20 protein-coding genes and 1 other RNA gene are annotated in these 17881 nt (G+C 60.7%); 11 read left to right on the top strand and 10 right to left on the bottom strand.

All coding sequences use genetic code 11. The features are described 5' to 3' along the window. Positions 1-22 precede the first annotated feature (22 nt). Positions 23-383, top strand: a transfer-messenger RNA (tmRNA) gene (ssrA, locus tag O0881_RS24710). Positions 384-764: 381 nt separating this feature from the next. On the opposite strand, the gene O0881_RS24705 is transcribed toward ssrA, so the two are convergent. Next, entirely contained in the window at positions 765-1574 is an 810-nt protein-coding gene (locus tag O0881_RS24705) for an AbiJ-NTD4 domain-containing protein (protein WP_289913447.1), read from the bottom strand. Between the two features lie 525 nt (positions 1575-2099). Here O0881_RS24705 and O0881_RS24700 point away from each other — a divergent pair. After that, a complete protein-coding gene (locus O0881_RS24700) occupies positions 2100-2519 on the top strand; it encodes a hypothetical protein (RefSeq protein WP_289913446.1) in 420 nt (139 codons plus the stop codon). A 13-nt stretch (positions 2520-2532) separates the two neighbouring features. On the opposite strand, the gene O0881_RS24695 is transcribed toward O0881_RS24700, so the two are convergent. From O0881_RS24695 to O0881_RS24675, 5 genes are all read right to left on the bottom strand, one after another. Next, positions 2533-2919 (bottom strand): hypothetical protein, encoded by a 387-nt coding sequence (locus O0881_RS24695; RefSeq protein WP_289913445.1) that lies wholly within the window; start codon positions 2917-2919, stop codon positions 2533-2535. Then, positions 2913-3281 carry a hypothetical protein gene (locus tag O0881_RS24690; RefSeq protein WP_289913444.1) on the bottom strand — a complete coding sequence of 123 codons (369 nt, stop codon included), beginning with the start codon at positions 3279-3281 and terminating at the stop codon, positions 2913-2915. Before O0881_RS24690 ends, O0881_RS24695 begins: the two co-directional genes overlap by 7 nt. A 379-nt stretch (positions 3282-3660) precedes the next feature. After that, on the bottom strand, positions 3661-4113 hold the full coding sequence (locus O0881_RS24685) for a GTP pyrophosphokinase (protein ID WP_289913443.1): 453 nt from the start codon (positions 4111-4113) through the stop codon (positions 3661-3663). 13 nt (positions 4114-4126) lie between these two features. Further along, positions 4127-4963, bottom strand: coding sequence for a hypothetical protein (locus O0881_RS24680; RefSeq protein WP_289913442.1), 837 nt, complete (start codon positions 4961-4963; stop codon positions 4127-4129). A 109-nt stretch (positions 4964-5072) separates the two neighbouring features. Continuing rightward, positions 5073-6674: a sensor domain-containing diguanylate cyclase gene (locus tag O0881_RS24675; protein ID WP_289913441.1), complete on the bottom strand. Its 1602-nt coding sequence runs from the start codon at positions 6672-6674 to the stop codon at positions 5073-5075. 230 nt (positions 6675-6904) lie between these two features. Here O0881_RS24675 and O0881_RS24670 point away from each other — a divergent pair, with 230 nt between their 5' ends. The 3 genes from O0881_RS24670 (at position 6905) to O0881_RS24660 (ending at position 9178) form a co-directional block, all read left to right on the top strand. Continuing rightward, complete coding sequence (locus tag O0881_RS24670) at positions 6905-7417, top strand: penicillin-insensitive murein endopeptidase (RefSeq protein ID WP_289913440.1); 513 nt, start codon at positions 6905-6907, stop codon at positions 7415-7417. Beyond that, positions 7414-7797: a hypothetical protein gene (locus O0881_RS24665; RefSeq protein ID WP_289913439.1), complete on the top strand. Its 384-nt coding sequence runs from the start codon at positions 7414-7416 to the stop codon at positions 7795-7797. Before O0881_RS24670 ends, O0881_RS24665 begins: the two co-directional genes overlap by 4 nt. A 226-nt stretch (positions 7798-8023) precedes the next feature. Then, on the top strand, positions 8024-9178 hold the full coding sequence (locus tag O0881_RS24660) for a HAMP domain-containing sensor histidine kinase (RefSeq protein ID WP_289913438.1): 1155 nt from the start codon (positions 8024-8026) through the stop codon (positions 9176-9178). Positions 9179-9222: 44 nt separating this feature from the next. Here the strand turns inward: O0881_RS24660 and O0881_RS24655 are convergent, their stop codons facing one another. Beyond that, entirely contained in the window at positions 9223-9465 is a 243-nt protein-coding gene (locus O0881_RS24655) for a hypothetical protein (RefSeq protein ID WP_099665161.1), read from the bottom strand. 272 nt (positions 9466-9737) lie between these two features. Here O0881_RS24655 and O0881_RS24650 point away from each other — a divergent pair, with 272 nt between their 5' ends. The 3 genes from O0881_RS24650 to O0881_RS24640 all read left to right on the top strand — a co-directional run bounded on the left by O0881_RS24650 (position 9738) and on the right by O0881_RS24640 (position 11819). Next, positions 9738-10496 (top strand): hypothetical protein, encoded by a 759-nt coding sequence (locus O0881_RS24650; protein WP_099665162.1) that lies wholly within the window; start codon positions 9738-9740, stop codon positions 10494-10496. Continuing rightward, positions 10493-10735 (top strand): hypothetical protein, encoded by a 243-nt coding sequence (locus tag O0881_RS24645; RefSeq protein WP_289913437.1) that lies wholly within the window; start codon positions 10493-10495, stop codon positions 10733-10735. The genes O0881_RS24650 and O0881_RS24645 overlap by 4 nt, the downstream gene beginning before the upstream one ends. 76 nt (positions 10736-10811) lie before the next feature. Continuing rightward, complete coding sequence (locus O0881_RS24640; RefSeq protein WP_289913436.1) at positions 10812-11819, top strand: SMP-30/gluconolactonase/LRE family protein; 1008 nt, start codon at positions 10812-10814, stop codon at positions 11817-11819. On the opposite strand, the gene O0881_RS24635 is transcribed toward O0881_RS24640, so the two are convergent. Continuing rightward, a complete protein-coding gene (locus O0881_RS24635; RefSeq protein WP_289913435.1) occupies positions 11806-12873 on the bottom strand; it encodes an SDR family oxidoreductase in 1068 nt (355 codons plus the stop codon). The two genes, O0881_RS24640 and O0881_RS24635, sit on opposite strands and share 14 nt — an antisense overlap. Positions 12874-12970: 97 nt before the next feature. On the opposite strand from O0881_RS24635, the gene O0881_RS24630 reads away from it, so the two are divergent. The 3 genes from O0881_RS24630 to O0881_RS24620 all read left to right on the top strand — a co-directional run bounded on the left by O0881_RS24630 (position 12971) and on the right by O0881_RS24620 (position 16145). Beyond that, positions 12971-13885 carry a LysR family transcriptional regulator gene (locus O0881_RS24630; RefSeq protein WP_289913434.1) on the top strand — a complete coding sequence of 305 codons (915 nt, stop codon included), beginning with the start codon at positions 12971-12973 and terminating at the stop codon, positions 13883-13885. 78 nt (positions 13886-13963) lie between these two features. Continuing rightward, a complete protein-coding gene (locus O0881_RS24625; RefSeq protein WP_289913433.1) occupies positions 13964-14998 on the top strand; it encodes a MerR family transcriptional regulator in 1035 nt (344 codons plus the stop codon). A 67-nt stretch (positions 14999-15065) separates the two neighbouring features. Further along, positions 15066-16145: a hypothetical protein gene (locus O0881_RS24620; RefSeq protein ID WP_289913432.1), complete on the top strand. Its 1080-nt coding sequence runs from the start codon at positions 15066-15068 to the stop codon at positions 16143-16145. Here O0881_RS24620 and O0881_RS24615 read toward each other — a convergent pair. Together O0881_RS24615 and O0881_RS24610 are read right to left on the bottom strand one after the other, a co-directional pair. After that, a complete protein-coding gene (locus tag O0881_RS24615) occupies positions 16120-17343 on the bottom strand; it encodes a D-amino acid dehydrogenase (RefSeq protein ID WP_289913431.1) in 1224 nt (407 codons plus the stop codon). The genes O0881_RS24620 and O0881_RS24615 overlap by 26 nt on opposite strands. Then, positions 17340-17792 (bottom strand): helix-turn-helix domain-containing protein, encoded by a 453-nt coding sequence (locus O0881_RS24610; protein WP_289913430.1) that lies wholly within the window; start codon positions 17790-17792, stop codon positions 17340-17342. Before O0881_RS24610 ends, O0881_RS24615 begins: the two co-directional genes overlap by 4 nt. Between the last annotated feature and the right edge of the window lie 89 nt (positions 17793-17881).

Below are 17881 nucleotides of genomic sequence, written 5' to 3'. Positions count from 1 at the left end.
TGCGCTACAATGAAGGTTCTGTGGGGACGACCTGGTTTCGACGTGGGTTGCAAAGCAGCGCAGGGCATACCGAGGGCGGGCTACCTCGTAAATACAACCTGAAAAAACTTAACTGCAAACGATAACTCGTACGCACTGGCAGCTTAATCGCTGTTAGCTCTAGAACACCTCGTCCCTGGGGTGGGCCGTCAAAAGCTCTAGAGTCATTTACAGGGACTCGTCGTATGCTGGGTTACTTAGCGTCCGACTAAATAATAGGTAACTCGCTTGTCCATAACGTGCACATCCGTGCTGGCTGAGTTAAATTAAATGATAGTGCTAAGTATGTAGAACTGTCTGTGGAGTGCTTGCGGACGCGGGTTCGATTCCCGCCGTCTCCACCACTGAATAAATAAAAAGGGCTTCCCCGTTTTGGCGGGGAGGCCCTTTTTATTTATTCCATGCATGCAGAGCGCGGGCGTCGAATCCGCGTCCGGTACGGGCGCGGGGGTTTTGCGGGGCTTCGGCGAGCGCAGCTCGGCGCCGCAAAACCGGGTTGCGCTTGCAAGCGCAACCCCCTCCGATTCGTCTGGTTAGGTTTTGCGCCGCAGGCGGTTTTTCCTAACGACAACATCAACTTCTCAGGCCGTGTACGAATGACGGACCTGACCCTGGTCCTGAAGACTGGACGATGATTGCGCGCGTCTACGGCCGGTGGATGCCGGATGCAGAGCGCATAGCAGGCTCAAAAGCTGAAGCCATATTCGGAAATGTCGAAAAAAGGACTATTTAATAGATACTGCCTCCAAATAGTTGGAAAATGCACTACACAGGATCAAATAAAACTTTGCGTCTTCACGATCAATCTGCTGCGGACTATCACTCATTGCATGCCGAATACCGCTCGGCCCATTTGTCCAGCCATAGATCGCACCAAACCCTTTTTTTAGAGTTGCATCCACACGTCCTTGCTTTTCAAGAATAGCAAGCGCATCGCCAAGGGTTACGTTATCCTTCCTTGCGACAACTTTTGCGGTTGCTTCAAGTGCGGTTATTGATTCTTTTATCACATTTCTCAGGTCAGGATTTTCTCGATTTGACAGATGTGAAAGTGCTGTCTGGAAGTGCTCCGCAGTAGCTTGAAATTTTTCTCTCGGCTTTATTGCACTCTCGATAGCCGCTATTTCCCCTGCACTTGTGATAGCACAGATTTGGCCGTCAATGACTCTGTACGCCGCACCTTCATCGGCCAAAATACTATTGATGAAATCCGCCTTAACCGGTCCGACCTGCAAAAAAAATTCGACATGATCATAGACCTGAGCCCAGTTAGCCTTAAAGTATCGGGTGCGAATTTCATGCCAGCATGGGGTGTAGTCCGAGGCACCATTCCACACGGGTCGACTAGGGCGACTATCCAGGGGAAGCTTATAGAACTTGTGCCACATCTTTTGGGAAATGAGATCATATTTCTCCCAAGAGACTGACGTATCAATTGCATTCCAAAGCATGTTCCTAAGAGGATCTGACATTGTTTCAAGACGCATTTCTGCTGGCACATCAGCATATCCGTTACGCTCACTAAACCGACGCATGTCAAACCCTTAAAATGAAGATAGTCAATTCTACGTCAAGCACAGCGGCGAACATGAAAATACCTATGGAATGACAGCTTTATGACTACATACCCATTCAAAGCCGCATAAAACCTAACTATGCGGCGGGTTCGATTCCCGCCGCCTCCACCACTGAATAAATAAAAGGGCTTCCCCGTTTTGACGGGGAGGCCCTTTTTATTTATTCCATGCATGCAGAACGCGGGCATGGAATCCGCGTCCGGTACGGACGCGGGGATTTTGCGCCGCAGGCGGTTTTTCCTAACGACAAAATCAACTGCTCAGGCCGTGTACGAATGGCGAACCTGCCCCTCGCCCTTTAGCCGGTAAAATCATACGCAAAGGTGGTCTGGCAAGCCACGCCGGCGGCGAGAAAAATAACGAGCAAAACTACAAACACGGCCAGCGAGCCATATTCAGCAAAAACAGGACTATCCAAGTAACAAAACAGAAGCTCCACCTAATCGGGCGTAATATCAAGGCCTTGGCAGAGAAACCCCAACCATGAAAATTGCTCGCCTGCTTTCCTCCAGTTTCCTCGTGCTAGCCGTAGCCCTCGTCGCCTATGGTCTTTTCGGCTTCTCCCGTTTTACCTGGTACACGGGCGCATACTACGATGAGCGCATGATCTTGTTCGACCACGGCTTCTATCCCTTTGCGTGGGGTATCGCGCTGCTGCTGATGGGACAAATCGCCCGCTTGCACCATCGTCGACCGGCCATGCTGCTCGCCGCTGGCACCGCCCTGGTGCCCCTTCTCTGGAAACGAGCAACCGTGCCCGGTGCCATCGCCAATCAGCAACTTTTCCCCGATCCAGCTTTACTGGAGGGACTGATTGTTACCGCTGTCGTAGTCATCGTTTTGGCGCTGATAGACCGCCCCGTCGAACAAGCCATCCGCAAAGCTCTTGCTCGCACCCGGTGACCGGCCGCCCCCATTACTCCCCACACACCGCCCCACCCACCGCTCCCCCGATACTCAAGCCCGTCGACAAATCGAAACCAAAATCATAGCGATAGCCATCTTTCGGACGGTGCCGACACAGCAGCATGTCACGATTGCGAATGCGTATTTGCGGGTCAGGGCAGCCATCGCGCATATCCGGCCCGATGGCGTCGAACATGTCCTTTGCAGCGGCTCCCGTCAAACGAAACGCGACTTTGGTATCCCCCGCAACCGGTGCCACGGCATCGTCGAGATATGCGCCATAGATCGCGTACGCCCCTGAAACATCCTTTTGCACGAATTCCCATACGGCCCTGGCCTGGTGCGCCAACAGCAAGCACAGCAGCGCGACGAATAGCTGGCTAGCGCGCCTCAGCATACGGAGCCGCCGATACTGCGTCCGCTCAGAAGGTCAAAACCGAAGTCGCAATGGTGCCCATCACGGGGATGATAGGAGCAACGCACTTCCGCCCGCTGGCGCAGGCGATATTCGCCGTCCGCGCCGCACACGTTGCGCAAGTCCGGCCCCATCGCATCGAATAGCTGCTTTGCCGCCTTGCCATCGATCCAGAACGCGATGCGCTTGTCTTTACTGGTCGACGGCTGCGGATCGCTCAGGCCTCCGCTATAGATGGCATAGCGGCCTTTGAATGACTGGTAAGAAAATAACCATTTGGGAGCGGACTGAGCCATGACCATAGCAACAACAAGGAGCGGAAAAACAGCGAGAAGGCGTTTCATGTCATCCGTCCCGCTATTTACTCGTGATGTGAAAATGGTCGTCGTGATGTATGAGTGGTCTTATCCGGGGGATAGCAGGGCCATTAAAATAAATAACTTGGACAAAACTGAATTCAAAAAATATGCGGATTAGCTTTGCATTGCATCGCGATGCATACTGCCTGTCAAACCTTGTAACGCATTTTATTGACGATGTCTCGCGCCGCAGTAATTGGCGAGAATCCTCGCATGATCGCCAAGAGATGCACGCTCGACAATTTTTGCCGTTATACATCTTCTGAGCATTGCGAAGGATCAAATCCCTGTACGTTAATGGCGTTATCGCTAATTGCAGCCATGACATTGAACAAGCGCAAGATCGCGCAGTGCCACGTTGAGACTAAAGAACCTCCCCCAGCAAATATCCCATCGCCCTCCGATACTTCTCCACCCTCTCCAAGTCCTTCTGCGTCGGCGCCCCTATCCTCGACAAATCGCTATTCTCGGCCAGATCCGCCAGCTTGACGGCCTTGCCGACCGGATTCAGGGCTGCGCGGGCGATGAAATCCTCGTACGATTCGCCCGCGATCTTGGTCACGGCGCGCACGCCGTCGATGACTTCCCGGGAAAATCCTTCGCGCGCCAGGTCGTCGAAGGTGATTTTTCCATCGCTGTCTTCCACCACATCATGCAATACGGCGACAATTTGCTGGGCGCCAGGGGCGATGCGCAGCATGACGCGCAAGGGGTGGAGTATGTATGGCGCGCCGCCCTTGTCCGTCTGGCCGGCATGGGTGGCGGCGGCGATTTCAATCGCGCGTTCCAGGGTGCCGCGTCTTGCGTGTTCACTCATGTTTATTCCTTGTTCACTCCACGTTGGTTGCTGACCCCGTTGCACGCCAGCCGCGGCGCTGCAAATGGCAAACGCTGCTGCACAGCAAGGCTGGCACCAGTAAATTGAGGACCGGTATCAGCATCAGCAAGCACAGCAGCAGACCCAGGGCAGCAATCGCCGGGCGCTGCGCGCGGCGCAACGCCGCTTGCTGTTCTGCGCCGAGCACGTCTTCGGCCGCCGCGCCGTAGATCCTCCGGACATTCCAGGCCAGCAGGTACGAGACCAGCACGCACATGGCCCATACGGGGATCAGCAGGGAAAGCAGCAGCAACAGGCGCCGCCAGACGGGGCGCGGGGCGGGCAGCTCCAGGCCGGCCGGCGCTTGCCACGGGGCATAGCGGCGTGCCGCCACAGCCTTGGCCCGTTCCAGCAACAGCCAGCGCAGCGGCAAGCGCGCCGTGCCGATGGCGCCGACGATAAAGACCATGACATAGAACAAGGTGGCCAGCGCCAGCAAGACCAGAGTGATCTGGCCGATCGACAGCAGGGCCTTGGCGGCGCTGCCCAGGCCGCCGGCGATATTGCCCATCTGCGAGAGCGTGGCAGGCCCGTTGGCCAGTGTCCCGACGCCATCCATCACGCCCAGGCCCAGCAGGCCGGTAACCGACACCAGCGCCAGCATGGCGCTCAGCTCGACAAAAAAACGGCCGAAGCAACCATACAGCCCCAGCCACAGGGCCACGACCGCCATGCACCACAGCGCGGAGCGCCACCACAGCCCCGCATGACGCGCATCGCGCAATCCCAGGCCGATGCACGTGAAGGCTTCCCGCCAGGCCAGCAGCCAGGTTTGCAATGTTTGTGTCACGCTCAGGCGTACTCCGCAATGAAGGGGCGGATACGTCGATCCGGATGTTGCCGATTGTACATGGACAAGGCTGGCGCACGCGCGCCCCTTACTCCGCCGTCAGCAATCGCTATCGAAACGCAAAAGCAGTCGCGGCCTGCTCGGCCGGCTCGCAAGGCGAGGCATAACAGACTTGATTTCTGCCGGATGCCTTGGCCTTGTACAGTGCCGTATCAGCGAGTTCAACCAGTTCGACTGCCTGGTTTTCCAGGTGCGTCGGCATGAAAGCCGCCACGCCGACGCTGACCGTCACCACGCCAAGGGGATTGCCCCGATGCTCGACGCCCAGCGATTGCGCTGCCTGACGAACGCCTTCCGCCACCGCCAGGGCGCCCGGCAAATCCGTTCCAGGCAATAAAATGACCATTTCCTCGCCACCATAGCGTGCCGCCAGGTCGCCCGGCCGGCGCATGCTGTAGCCGACCACTTTGCCGATTTTTCTCAGGCACTCATCGCCGGCCACATGGCCATAGATATCGTTGTATTGCTTGAAGAAGTCGACATCGATCAACACCAGCGCAAGCGAGCCGTCTTCACGCTGCGCACGGCTGAACTCGGCAAGCAGCGACTGGTCGAAGTGGCGCCGGTTCGCCAGCCCCGTCAATCCATCCTGGTTGGCAAGGCGAGCCAGGGTTTCATTGATCAATTCCAGTTCATTGCGCGCCTCGAGCAATCCAGCCTCGCTCTTGACCCGCAAATCGATTTGCCGCACCACGCGGTATCCGATGAAGGCAATCAGCAGCACCAGCACGCCACCCACCGCGTTCTGCAAAATCGTGTCGAGACGCCACGAAGCGAGGACTTCATCCTGTGACAGTGCGGCAGAGACAACCAGCGGGTATTCCTCGACCCTTCGATAGCTATTGATACGCGTCACGCCATCGACGCCCGACTTGATCACGGCCGTGCCAACGGGACTTTTGGGCAAATAATCGTGGAACACGGGGAATTGCGAAATATCGCGTCCCAACAGGCTTTCATCGAAAGGCCTTCGCAATAAAAGAATGCCTTTTCCATTCGCAATGAAAATGGCGCCTTTTTTCCCTATCGAAAAGCGTTCATAAAACAGCCTGAAATAATTCATGTCGATGGTCGCCAGCGCCACGCCGCCGAAACTTCCGTCGGGCATATTGATTCGCCGCGATACCGTGACTATCCATTGCCCCGTTGATTTGCTGCGCACGGGAGGTCCGACATAGGGCCCCCGCTCCTCATGCGTTCGATGGTAGTTGAAATAATCCCGATCAGAATTATTCAGATTGCTCAACAGCGTTTTCTGCGAATTCACGAGCCAGCTGCCATCCCTGGCATAGATGAAGATGCCGTGCAACTGGCGCAGCTCGGCGACACGGGCGACCAGCAATTTGTGCATGCGGGCCAATTCGCTATCGGAAACACCGTCTGTTTCCACCCGTTCCACCAGTCCGACCAGCACCGTATCGGCTTCCTTGATGGTGTCATAGGCATGCTGCGCAACAGATTGCGCCAGATTGGCGCTTTCGCGGGCCGCCTCACTCAGCTGTACTTCCCGTGCGCGCAAGGTCATCCAGAACTGGATCGCCAGGAGCGACAGGCACACCAGCACGACAAATGAGATGGCCAGCGGCAGCAAGGAAAAACCACGGAAACCTGCTCCCAACAAGCGTGGCGGCAAGCTGCGTGACCTGATCATGGCGACACTCCCGGATTGACATGCCGCAAAGTGTGCACCAAATAGGCAACAACATATTCACATATTGTCACAAGCCATGAAGAACTCATTTGCCGGGTAACAGGTCTTCGCCGTCATGGCATCGAAGAATCCGGTTCCAGCTCGCCATAGTTTGTGATACCGCAATTCCAGAAGGAAAGAAATGCGAAACAATGCCAGCTCCCCCACCGTTGCGCATAGCGGAGTTGACCATGCTCGAAGTTCAGCCTAGGGATAAGCGCGGGTTTTTCATCTTGCCGCAAGCTCCCGAAGGAGCAGGCTACTACGTCTATGGCAATCTCCACCGGATGCCAAGTTCCGGCCATATGGCCCAATATGCGCACCCCAGCTTGCTATCCCTGATCTTTTACATCGAACGTGAATGGCAGGCAATTGATGATAGGAAATTTGGCATCGGCAATATCAGCATCGCGGAAGGATTAGCGTACGACAAGCATGTCAGTCACAGAAAAGGCATTGAAATGGATCTACGTCCCTTACGGAGGGACAAGTTGGAAGGCCAGTCAGCACGTGTATCGCGCTTTGATGACGTGTATGACCGGAGCGCCACCATCAAATTGATACGCCTGTTTTTGCAGCATCCGATGGTCACCAAGGTCTTCTTTAACGATGAGGAGGTGCAAAAGACGATCGCCGGTGGGCGCGTCCGGTCTCTGAAAGGGCACGACGACCATCTTCATATTGAAATCAGGGAGCATCGATGAAACCTCACTTTGCCCGCTGCGCCATGGCGCTTGCGCTCTTTTCAACGGCGCAAGCCGCCGACAAGCAGAGGGAATGGACTGGCGAACCACGGCCCTTGCGAGGTGATTACCAGATCTATGGCGGAACACTGTCCGAAATGCTGCCACCCACGCAAGGCGACCGGAAAGTGGCAATCATGGTCAAAGGGGAATTGGCAAGGGAATTGTTTTCTCAGATCGGACCCGATGTGAGGCAGGAACAGGCCTGCAGTTCCTCAGCCGATTACAGGGAGCGGCGCAGGGGCGATATTACCTGCGTTTATACAAAAGAGGCGGGATACGAATGCTATTTCGGACTCGACCTGCGCACGGGAAAAGGAACATATGGAGCGATTTGCTGACGTGGCCGCTGCCCGGCACTGCTAACATCAGGGCTCGCCTCATGGCACCGGAGCACAGCCGATCGGATCCTTCTGCTTGAGCGACTCAAGCGGCAGAAGCAGCGCATCCATCTGTGCAAGAAACTGCCTTGTCGTACCTATTGACACCCTCGGCCGGAACGCAATCCCCCACCCCTCGCCGCAACGGCGTACACTGGCCCCTCTTCCATCAACGCATTGGTCCACCGTGAAACTGTCGCGCTTTATTACCGGCCATCTGGAGCCGATCCTGGAAGAGTGGGAACTCTTCGCCAGGTCGCTGCCCATTCCCGGAGCCGCCATCTCGAAAGCGGAATTGCGCGATCATGCAAAGCAGATGCTGCAAACCATCGTGCGCGACATGGACGTCATCGAGAACGCGGCGCAGCGCAAGAAGAAATCGACCACGGGCGTATCGGAAATAACGGGCAAGGAAACGGCAGCGGCCACGCACGGTTCCCTGCGCCAGCAGATTGGCTTCACCCTGCCGCAGCTGACGGCGGAATTTCGCGCCATGCGGGCCAGCGTTCTGCGATTGTGGATGGCGCAGGTGTCGGTGGCGTCGAAAACGGCAACGGACGACATCCTGCGCTTCAATGAAGCGATAGACCAGGCGCTGCAGGAATCGGCCATCCGCTATTCGCAGCAGAGCGACCGCACCCGCAATACCTTTCTCGCCATCCTCAGCCACGATCTGCGCAGCCCGCTGAACACGATGACGATGGCAGGCGCGCTGCTGAGCCGGCCGAGCGCGAGCGCCTCTTCCTCGGTGCAGATCGGCGCACGGGTTGCCCGCAGCGCGGCCACCATGACCACCATGGTGAACGACTTGCTGGAATTTGCCAGGACGCAGCTGGGAGGACACATGCCCGTTTCGCCCACCTTGGGCGACCTGGGGGAAATCTGCAGGACAGCCGTCGAGGATGCCTCGGCCGCCCACCCGCAATGCAAGTTTGAACTGAGCACCACGGGCGAGATGATCGGCGACTTCGATGCGCCCCGTCTGGCCCAGCTATTTTCGAATTTGCTCAACAATGCCGCGCAATATCGCACCGACGACCAGCCCGTCACCATCACGGCCAGCGGCGATGCCGATACGGCCGTGGTACAGGTCAAGAATTTCGGCCGCCAGATCCCGGAAGCCTCGCTGAAGAGCATATTCGACCCCCTGGTGCAGCTGGCCGTTTCCGACGATCACAAGGCACCGAATGCCACCAGCATCGGACTGGGGCTGTTTATCGCGCGTGAAATCGCCAGCGCGCACGGCGGCACCATCGGCGCCGAATCGAGCCTGGAATGCGGCACGGTGTTTACCGTGCGCCTGCCCAGGGTCTCGCTGAACGAGGGCGCGAAAGGCGGCTAGGCGCGCGCTCCGTAGAAGACGCCCCCTGCCGTTACCGGCCCGCCCTACCTGCGGCTGAGCGGCACGTATTCCCCCGGCAAGCTGGCCACCTCCAGCGCATCGGCAAACGCCAGCAAGAACTTCGCCGGGCCATGGTCCGACACCAGCAGGGAGGCGCCCTTGTGGCGCAGCAGTTTCAATACTTCCTGCTGGTGCGCCTGGTATTCGCTGGAGTGGCCGTAAAACGTTTGATACATCTCAAGGGTTTCCATGGCCTTGGCGGCCAGGATGAATTCGGGTTTGTCCATGATGTCTCCTCGTTGTCAGTACTGCCAAAACCACGAAAAAAACCTGCAAGACGTGCGGCCCATGCCGGTCGCACTGCATTGCGGCAACCACATCCGTATTTCCATCATACGCCTCAACCCGGCCATTGCGCCGTCCTGTCGCGCATCTTTTTCCATTCCACCCGTCCTGCTACGTCACCGTGCATCCAGACCTGCGCCATTCCTCGCGTGCGCGCTAGCCGCACGCTCCCGCACATGGCATCATGCGCGTTACCCATTCACTCTGGCGACACATGGACCAATATCACTTCCTGGTAGGCGAATTCAAGAAAAATACCCCCTTCATTGCCGCCGCGGCCAGCGCGCAGCTGTTCGCCTGGTTCGCGCACATCGGCGAACCCGTCGAGCGCTACGGCAACAAGCGCGGCAAGATCGTCAAGTTCTCACAGCGAAATTACGAGAAGATGCTGTTCGCGCCAGAGACCGACGGCATCGGACTGCTTTCGCCGCGTCTCGTGCCGCCCGACGAAGCTGACGAGGCCGTCAACTGCGACGCGCAGGCCATGTATTCATCGGGCTCGGAGCTGGTTCTGTCCATACGCGCCAGCAAGCTTGCGCTGATGCCGTTGTTCGACGGTGCCCGGGCCATACCCGGCCTGTTTGAGCATTGCGAATATGTGTACTGCTACGCTGAAACGCAGGGCTATGGCACCGGCTACGCACTCGGCTACCGGCAGATCGATGAAGCCCATCCGATGACCTTTGGCACTCCTTGCCCCGCAAATAACTGGGCCGCCATCAAGCGGCGCGGGCTGCAAGATTCGCACCTGCGCGATGTATATCCGATCAATGGTTTCACGCAAGCCAGACTGGATGCGCTGCCGCCAGAGCGCCGGCAAGCGCTGCGCGACGCGATGCAGGCGTATGGCCGCTGCGAAGAGCATGCCGGCCTCACCTTCTGGTACCTGCCGCCCGAGGAACTGGACGCCGCCCGCACCGCCCTGAACGCACACGCCATGCTGGGCGCCTATATCAGCCACCGACACCCATGAGCACACATTTATCGCTGCACTGCTATCTGCAGGAAGCCGCCGCCGAGCGGCCCCTGCCCTGCTCCGACGTGACCATCCAGGCCGACCCGGCCACCCTGCGCGCCATCGCCCGCTTCCTGCTGGCCAGCGCCGACACCTTTGATCAGGCGCAAGACCGGGCCGGCATGCATGCCCATCTGCAAGACGAATGGGACGGCTGGCAGGACGACTTCCCCGACCTCGTCGTGGTGGCGGCCTAGGTGGCAGCCTAGCCCGGCGCCTGTGTCGGCGCGCGTCGGGTAACATACGCCACCTTTGCCATACAGAGAACACCCGATGCCCCATTCCCGATACGCCCTGCCGTCGCTGCGCACGGCCGTGCTGGCCGCCGCGCTGGCCAACCTGTCCGCCTGCGCCAGCCCGCCCGCGCACGAAACGCTGTTCCTCGCCACCACCCTCACGCCCGCGCACTCCTTTACCAAGGGCGTCGAAGGCCCGGCCGTGGATGCGGATGGCAATATCTATGCCGTCAACTTTGCGCGCCAGCAAACCATCGGCAAGGTCAGCCCGGGCGGCATGGGCGAGGTGTACCTGACCCTGCCTGGCACCAGCATCGCCAACGGCATCCGCTTCGGCAGCCGTGGGCAGATGTATTTGGCCGACTACATGGAACACACGATTTACCTGGTCGACCCGGCCACGCGCGCGCTCACCATCCACGCGCGCGAACCGCGCATGACGCAGCCGAACGACATCGCCATCACGGCCGACGACGTGCTGTATGCGAGCGACCCGAACTGGAAGGAAAACACGGGCCGCGTGTGGCGCATCGCGCAAGACGGCACGGTGACCCTCGCGCTCGACACCATGGGCACGGCCAATGGCATCGAGGTCAGCCCCGACGGCAAGATCTTGTATGTGAATGAAAGCGTGCAGCGCAATATCTGGATGTATGACATCGCCGCGGACGGCAGCCTGAGCGGCAAGCGATTGCTGATCAAGTTCGACGATTTCGGCATGGACGGCATGCGCGTGGACGTCGACGGCAACCTGTACGTGACGCGCTTCGGCAAGGGCAGCGTGGTCAAACTATCGCCGCAGGGCCGCATCTTGCGCGAGATCAGCGTGCCCGGCGCCAAGCCGAGTAACATCACCTTCGGCGGCCCCGATGGCCGCACGGCGTACGTGACGGAAGTGGTGCAGGGACGGCTGCTGCAATTTCGCGTCGACCGCCCGGGCCTGGAATGGCAGCGGGCGCAGCAGCATAAAGTAAATGCGGCAAATGCGGCGGCAGCGGCGGCAGCCACGCCACCGGCTGCCGCGGAGTCCGTCAACGCGGAATGACGCGCTCCGCCTTCAACTTCTCGAACAGCTTGAAGAAGGCGTCTTGCGTATCCTGGTAATCGGGGAAGCCGGCCTTGCGACTCTTGCCCATGTCCGTCATCACTTCCATCAGCCGGCCCAGGTCGGCATCCGTATGCCACCAGGAAGCAAGGCGGCCGACATCCAGCTCGGCCAGATCATGCTGCTGCGCGATGGCGCGCCACTGGGCGGGGGCATCCTGCATGCGCTCGGCCAGCGGCGCCATCACCTGGGGCAGGTCGGCCGCCGCGACGCCGAAATAGGCGGCCAGGCGCGGCCACAGCCACTTCCAGCGGAAGACGTCGCCATTGACGATATTGAAATCCTCGTTGCGCGCGGCCGGGCTGTCGGCCGCCCACGCCAGGTGGCGCGCGATCTGGCCCGCGTCCGTCATGTCGGACAAGCCGTGCCATTGCGCGGGCGAACCGGGAAACACGAAGGGCTGGCCGCCGGCCTTGCACAAATTCGCATACACGGCCAGGGTCAGGCCCATGTTCATGGCATTGCCCAGCGCGTAGCCGATGATGGTGTGCGGGCGGTGCACGCTCCACGTAAAACCGTACTGCGCGGCCGCTTCAAACAGCCGGTCTTCCTGTTCATAGTAGAAATTGTCCACGTCCTGGCGGCCCTGCTCTTCGCGGAACGGCGTGACGGGCACGCTGCCCTTGCCATACGCATCGAACGGCCCCAGGTAATGCTTGAGGCCAGTGACCAGCGCCGCATGGCGCAAGTGGCCGGCCGGTCCCAGCGCGGCCAGCACATTGGCCACCATGGCGCCATTGACGCGGATGTTTTCCTGCTCGTTTGCCTGGCGTGCCCAGGCCGTGAAAAAGACGTGGCTGGCGTCCAGGCCCGCCAGGGCGGCGTTTACTGCCGCGCCATCCGTGGCATCCAATTGCAGGGAAGTGCAGCCTGCCGGCACGGGCGTGCGGCCGCGCGAGACGCCCGTCACCTGCCAGCCCTGCGCCAGCAAGTGCGTGGCCAGGTTGCTGCCGATGATGCCGCTGGCGCCGATGATGAGAGCGTGTTTTTGCATGAGAGAAAACCTCCAAAATAAAAAAACATCATATCCGCGACACCAATTCTTATCCGCGATACTATTTCCCCCTATTCATGAATAAAATTCGCGGATCATGTTTTCATCGGAACATCTCAAGGGCCTCACGCCATTTCTCGCCACGGCCGACGCGGGCAGTTTTACCAGGGCGGCCGAGCGCCTGCACCTGAGCAGCTCGGCCGTCAGCAAGAGCGTGGCGCGGCTGGAAGAGCGGTTGGGCGTGCTGCTGTTCGAGCGCAGCACGCGCCGGCTGAAACTGAGCGACGCGGGCCGCGCCTACTACGCCACCTGCAAGCGCGTGCTGCAGGAACTGATGGATGCGGAAGACGTGCTGGCCGAACACGCGGCGGAACTGGCGGGCCAGGTGCGCATCGGCGTACCCGCCTCGTACGGGCGCCTGCGCGTGATGCCGGCGCTGCTGGAACTGTGCGCTCAGTATCCCCGCTTGCAGCCGTCGATCGCCTTCAGCGACCGCTTTGTCGACCTGTTCGAGGAGCGCATCGACATCGCCGTGCGCATCGGCGCCCCCTCGCACTGGCCGGCCGCGCTGGGCCAGATGCACCTGGGCGACGAACAGCTGATCCTGTGCGCGGCGCCCAGCTACCTGGCGCGGCGCGGCACGCCCGCGTCCATAGCGGATCTGGATGGCCACGACTGCATCGCCTACGGACGCGGCGACGGTTCGCCCATGCCGTGGGTCTTCCCTGACGTCGCCACGGGCGGGCAGGTCGAGCACCGCCTGGCATCTCCCCGCATGACGGTGGGCGACGCGGAAGCGCGCACGGCCGCCGTACTGGCAGGCCTGGGCGTGGCGCAGCTGGCTACGTGGCTGGTGCACGAACACCTGGCCACGGGCGCCATCGTGGCGGTGCTGCCGGCATTGGCCACGCAAGGCTTGCCCCTGTACCTGGCGTGGCCGCTGGCGCGCCAGCTGACGCCGAAAACAGGCACCCTGCTGCAGGAACTGCGGCAGCGGCTGACGATCAGTTGATTCAGTTGAAAATTCCGCTTGACCCTGACGTTACGTCAGGTGCGATTCTGCTTGCACGCACCCGGAAAGGAGTACCCCATGCTGTTGAGAATCGGTGAACTGGCCAAGATGACAGGCTTGAGCATCCGCACCCTGCACCACTACGACAGCATCGGTCTGCTCTCGCCCTCGGCGCGCACGCAAGCTGGCTACCGCCTGTACCAGCACAGCGACATGGACCGGCTGCACCGGATCATGGCGCTGCGCAAGTTCGGGCTGTCGCTGGCCGATATCGCCAACGCCCTCGCCGGCCCGGACCTGCCTTTGCATTCCATCGTGGCGCAGCAGATCGCCATGCTGGAACGCCAGATCGCGCAAGCTTCCACCCTGCGCGAACGCCTGCGCACCCTGCAGGCGCAACTGGCGCAGGGGCAGGCGCCGGAACTGGCCGAGTGGCTTACCACTATGGAGTTAATGACCATGTACGACAAATACTTTAGTCCCGAAGAACTGCAACAGCTGCCGCTGCTGACAGATAGCGCCGTGGAACAGGAATGGAAAGCACTGGTAGCGAGGGTGCGCGCCGTCAAGGAGGCGGGCGCCGGCCCCGGCGATGCGCAAGCACAAGCGCTGGCCACGGAATGGATGGTCAAGCTGGTGCGCGACACGGGCGCCCACCCGGGCCTGTTCGCGCGCCTGAACAGCATGCACGAGCAGGAACCATCGATGCAAGCGACGACCAGCGTCGATGCGGACGTGATGCAATTCATCATCGCCGCCTTCAATGCCTCGCGCATTGCGCTGTATCGACCTTTCCTCGATGAGCAGGAATATGCGTATCTACTCGCCAACTACGGCAGGCGTTCGGGCGAGTGGCCGGCCCTGATCGCCGCCGTGCGCGCCGCCATGGATGCGCGCACGCCGCCCACCGACCCGGCCGTGCTGCAGCTGGCGCGGCAGTGGCTGGAACTGTTCCGCTCGTATGCGGGCACGAACCCGGCCACGCAGCTGAAATTCCGCCAGGCGCACCAGCAGGAACCGCGTCTGATGGAAGGCAGCTTCGTCGACGGGGCCATGCTGCAATACCTGGGCGCGGCGATGGCCGTGGTGGCGCAGGAGCGTCCCGGCAAATAAGTTGACGTGTGGCATCTCGTGGGCGGGGCCATGTAGAATCGGCCTTCGCCCACGAGAGGAACAACCGATGCGCCGCTTTCTGTTTGCCTGCCTGACCCTGCCCGCCCTGCACGCCGCCATGGCGGCCGAGCCGCCCGTGCAAGGGGTATGGCAGGGCACCGTGGGCAAGGCCAATATCGTGGCTTGCTTCAACCAGCCCAGCCCCACGCAAGGCGCGGACCGCAGCGGCAACTATTACTACACGCGCTACAAGACGCCGATCATGCTGACCAAGCCGAACGGTAAAGTCCTGTGGCAGGAACTCGACGCCAAGGGCGACACGACGGGCACCTGGTCCCTGGATGCGCCGCAAGATGGCAAAGTCACCGGCACCTGGGCGGACCCGAAAAGCGGCAAGACCCTGCCCCTGGCCCTGACCCTGCTGGAAGCGGCGGGCGACCGCGAGCATCCATCCTGCGCCAGCGATGCCTACAACCTGGCGCTGGAAGATTTTCCCAGCACCAAGACGAGCAAGCCGATCGCCTTCGAAGGCAAGCAATACCGCAACCTGCAAGTGGGCGACACCATCACCGTGGAATTGATCGCGCCCGGCGATGGCGTGACAAAAATCAATGCGCAGTTGCGCGCCGTGCTGGCAAAAAGTAAAAAAGACCTGGCCGACTTCTATGCCACGCGGCGCGAATACCTGGGCCGCAACGGTTTCACGACGGAAGACGAAGTGTATGCGGAGCCGACCTACTGGTCGCCGCGCTGGGTGACGGTCAAGTTCTACCGCTGGGCGGCAGGCTATGGCGCCAGCGGCATCTCCATCAAATTCCGTACCTGGGACGTCAAAACGGGCCAGGAAACGGACGTGTGGAACTGGTTTGGCGCCAGCGCCAGCGATGGCGACGACAAGGCCGAATTGCCGGACCGCCTGCGCCAGGCCCTGTTCAAGGACGTGAAAATCGATGCCGAATGCAAGGGCACGGATTACGACGGCCGCGGCCGCTTCCACCTGTCCCTGAAGCCGGAAGGCGTGTCCTTCTGGGAAGACTCGAACGGCAGCGGCTGCGAAAACGACTTTTTACTGCCGTACAGCAAGGTCGGCCCCTTCCTCACCGTCAAGGGCCGCGCCGCGCTCAGCGATTTGCTGCCGAAGAACTAAGCAGCACCTCTGCCACCATCTCCGCCGTGGCGGCCGCCAGGGTCCAGCCCAGGTGGCCGTGGCCCGTGTTGTAATACACGCCAGGCGCCTTGCCCGGCCCCACTTTCGGCAGCATGTCGGGCAGCATGGGGCGCAAGCCCGCCCACGGGATCACCTTGCGCGTATTGACGCCCGGAAAACACTGCTCCACCCAGCGCACCAGCGGGCGGATGCGGTCGGCGCGGATGTCGTCATTGAAACCATTGAACTCCGCCGTGCCCGCCACTCTGAGCCGGTCTTCGCCCAGGCGGCTGCTGACCAGCTTGGTCGCGTCGTCGAGCAGGCTGACCTTCGGCGCCGCCGCGCGACTGGCTGCGTCGTCGAGCTGCACCGTGATCGAATAGCCTTTCACGGGATACACATTCACGTGGTCGCCCAGCATTGCCGCCATGGCGCGGCTGGCCGTGCCCGCGCAGATGACGACGGCGTCGAACAGGGTGCTGTCCTCGCCCGCGCCCACGCTGATGCGCACCTTGCCGTGTTCGCGCGCCAGCGCCGTCACCTGCGTGCCATAGCGGCACGCCACGCCCAGGCGGGCGCAGGCGTCGGCCAGGCCGCTGGTGAACTTGTGGATGTCGCCCGTGGAATCGCTGTCCGTGTAGTAGCCGCCGTAAAAGTCGCCCTGCAAGGCCGGCTCGATGGCGCGCATTTCCTGCCGCGTGACGGCGCGCCGCTCCAGTCCGCCCTGTGCCAGCAAACGCGACACGCCGGCCGCCCGCTCGAAGCCGCGCCGGTCACGGTAGACGTGCAGGATGCCGGCGCGACGATGATCGAAATCAATATGCTCTTCCTGCGCCCAGGCAAACAAGTGTGCGCGCGCGGCGATCGCCAGGCGCGCCGTGGCGATGGTATTGCGCTCGTAGGCGGGCATGGCGGCGAGAAATTCCGCAAACCAGCTCAGCTTGTGCCAGCTGGGCCAGGGATGCAGCAGCAGGGGCGCATCGCGTCGCGCCATCCATTTCAGGGCGTTCAAGATCGTTGCCTTGTGGTTCCACACTTCCGCGTGCGAGGCCGACAATTGCCCGCCGTTCGCATACGACGTTTCCATGGCGGCGTAGCGGTGGCGCTCGATCAGGGTGACATTGACGCCCCGTTTCGCCAGCGCATACGCCGTCGTCACGCCCGTGATGCCCCCACCGAGCACGGCCACGCGGCTCATTGCGGCAACACCTTGTGCACGACCGTGTCGCCCGCCTGCAACACGCGCCCATCCTCGCCCAGCACGTCCATGCGGCGCACGGGCAAGCCCGAACCGCGCTGCAGCAAGGTCGAATGCGCCTCGCCCGCTTCGAACAATTGCGCCTCGCTCCACTGGCGCAAGCCGACGATGACGGGAAACAGGGCCAGCCCCTTGGGCGTCAGCACGTATTCCTGGTAGGCCGTGCCGTCCGAAGCGGGCGCAACCGTAAAGATGCCCTCTTCCACCAGCGTGTGCAGGCGGTCGGCCAGGATGTTCTTCGCCACGCCCAGGCTTTTCTGGAACTCGCCGAACCGGCGCATGCCGTCGAAGGCGTCGCGCACGATCATAAGCGACCAGCGCTCGCCGATCGCGTCGAGCGCGCGCGCCACGGGACAGGGGTCGGTTTTCAGGCTCTTGCGCTTGGCCACGGGCTTTCTCCAGGATTGAGTGGTTGCATTTTAAAACTTCCCGGCGTAGACTCCAACTGGTTTTAATTTGAAACCACTTACATACAGAC

Source organism: Janthinobacterium sp. SUN100, from assembly GCF_030397705.1.
GTDB classification, from domain to species: domain Bacteria; phylum Pseudomonadota; class Gammaproteobacteria; order Burkholderiales; family Burkholderiaceae_D; genus Janthinobacterium; species Janthinobacterium kumbetense.
This window is presented reverse-complemented; position numbering and strand designations above follow the sequence as displayed.

Bases quoted from the DNA above. Each gene is read 5' to 3' on its own strand.
- O0881_RS24705 (WP_289913447.1), bottom strand. From the start codon at position 1,574: ATGCGTCGGTTTAGTGAGCGTAACGGATATGCTGATGTGCCAGCAGAA.
- O0881_RS24700 (WP_289913446.1), top strand. From the start codon at position 2,100: ATGAAAATTGCTCGCCTGCTTTCCTCCAGTTTCCTCGTGCTAGCCGTA.
- O0881_RS24695 (WP_289913445.1), bottom strand. From the start codon at position 2,919: ATGCTGAGGCGCGCTAGCCAGCTATTCGTCGCGCTGCTGTGCTTGCTG.
- O0881_RS24690 (WP_289913444.1), bottom strand. From the start codon at position 3,281: ATGAAACGCCTTCTCGCTGTTTTTCCGCTCCTTGTTGTTGCTATGGTC.
- O0881_RS24685 (WP_289913443.1), bottom strand. From the start codon at position 4,113: ATGAGTGAACACGCAAGACGCGGCACCCTGGAACGCGCGATTGAAATC.
- O0881_RS24675 (WP_289913441.1), bottom strand. From the start codon at position 6,674: ATGATCAGGTCACGCAGCTTGCCGCCACGCTTGTTGGGAGCAGGTTTC.
- O0881_RS24670 (WP_289913440.1), top strand. From the start codon at position 6,905: ATGCTCGAAGTTCAGCCTAGGGATAAGCGCGGGTTTTTCATCTTGCCG.
- O0881_RS24665 (WP_289913439.1), top strand. From the start codon at position 7,414: ATGAAACCTCACTTTGCCCGCTGCGCCATGGCGCTTGCGCTCTTTTCA.
- O0881_RS24655 (WP_099665161.1), bottom strand. From the start codon at position 9,465: ATGGACAAACCCGAATTCATCCTGGCCGCCAAGGCCATGGAAACCCTT.
- O0881_RS24650 (WP_099665162.1), top strand. From the start codon at position 9,738: ATGGACCAATATCACTTCCTGGTAGGCGAATTCAAGAAAAATACCCCC.
- O0881_RS24645 (WP_289913437.1), top strand. From the start codon at position 10,493: ATGAGCACACATTTATCGCTGCACTGCTATCTGCAGGAAGCCGCCGCC.
- O0881_RS24640 (WP_289913436.1), top strand. From the start codon at position 10,812: ATGCCCCATTCCCGATACGCCCTGCCGTCGCTGCGCACGGCCGTGCTG.
- O0881_RS24635 (WP_289913435.1), bottom strand. From the start codon at position 12,873: ATGCAAAAACACGCTCTCATCATCGGCGCCAGCGGCATCATCGGCAGC.
- O0881_RS24630 (WP_289913434.1), top strand. From the start codon at position 12,971: ATGTTTTCATCGGAACATCTCAAGGGCCTCACGCCATTTCTCGCCACG.
- O0881_RS24625 (WP_289913433.1), top strand. From the start codon at position 13,964: ATGCTGTTGAGAATCGGTGAACTGGCCAAGATGACAGGCTTGAGCATC.
- O0881_RS24620 (WP_289913432.1), top strand. From the start codon at position 15,066: ATGCGCCGCTTTCTGTTTGCCTGCCTGACCCTGCCCGCCCTGCACGCC.
- O0881_RS24615 (WP_289913431.1), bottom strand. From the start codon at position 17,343: ATGAGCCGCGTGGCCGTGCTCGGTGGGGGCATCACGGGCGTGACGACG.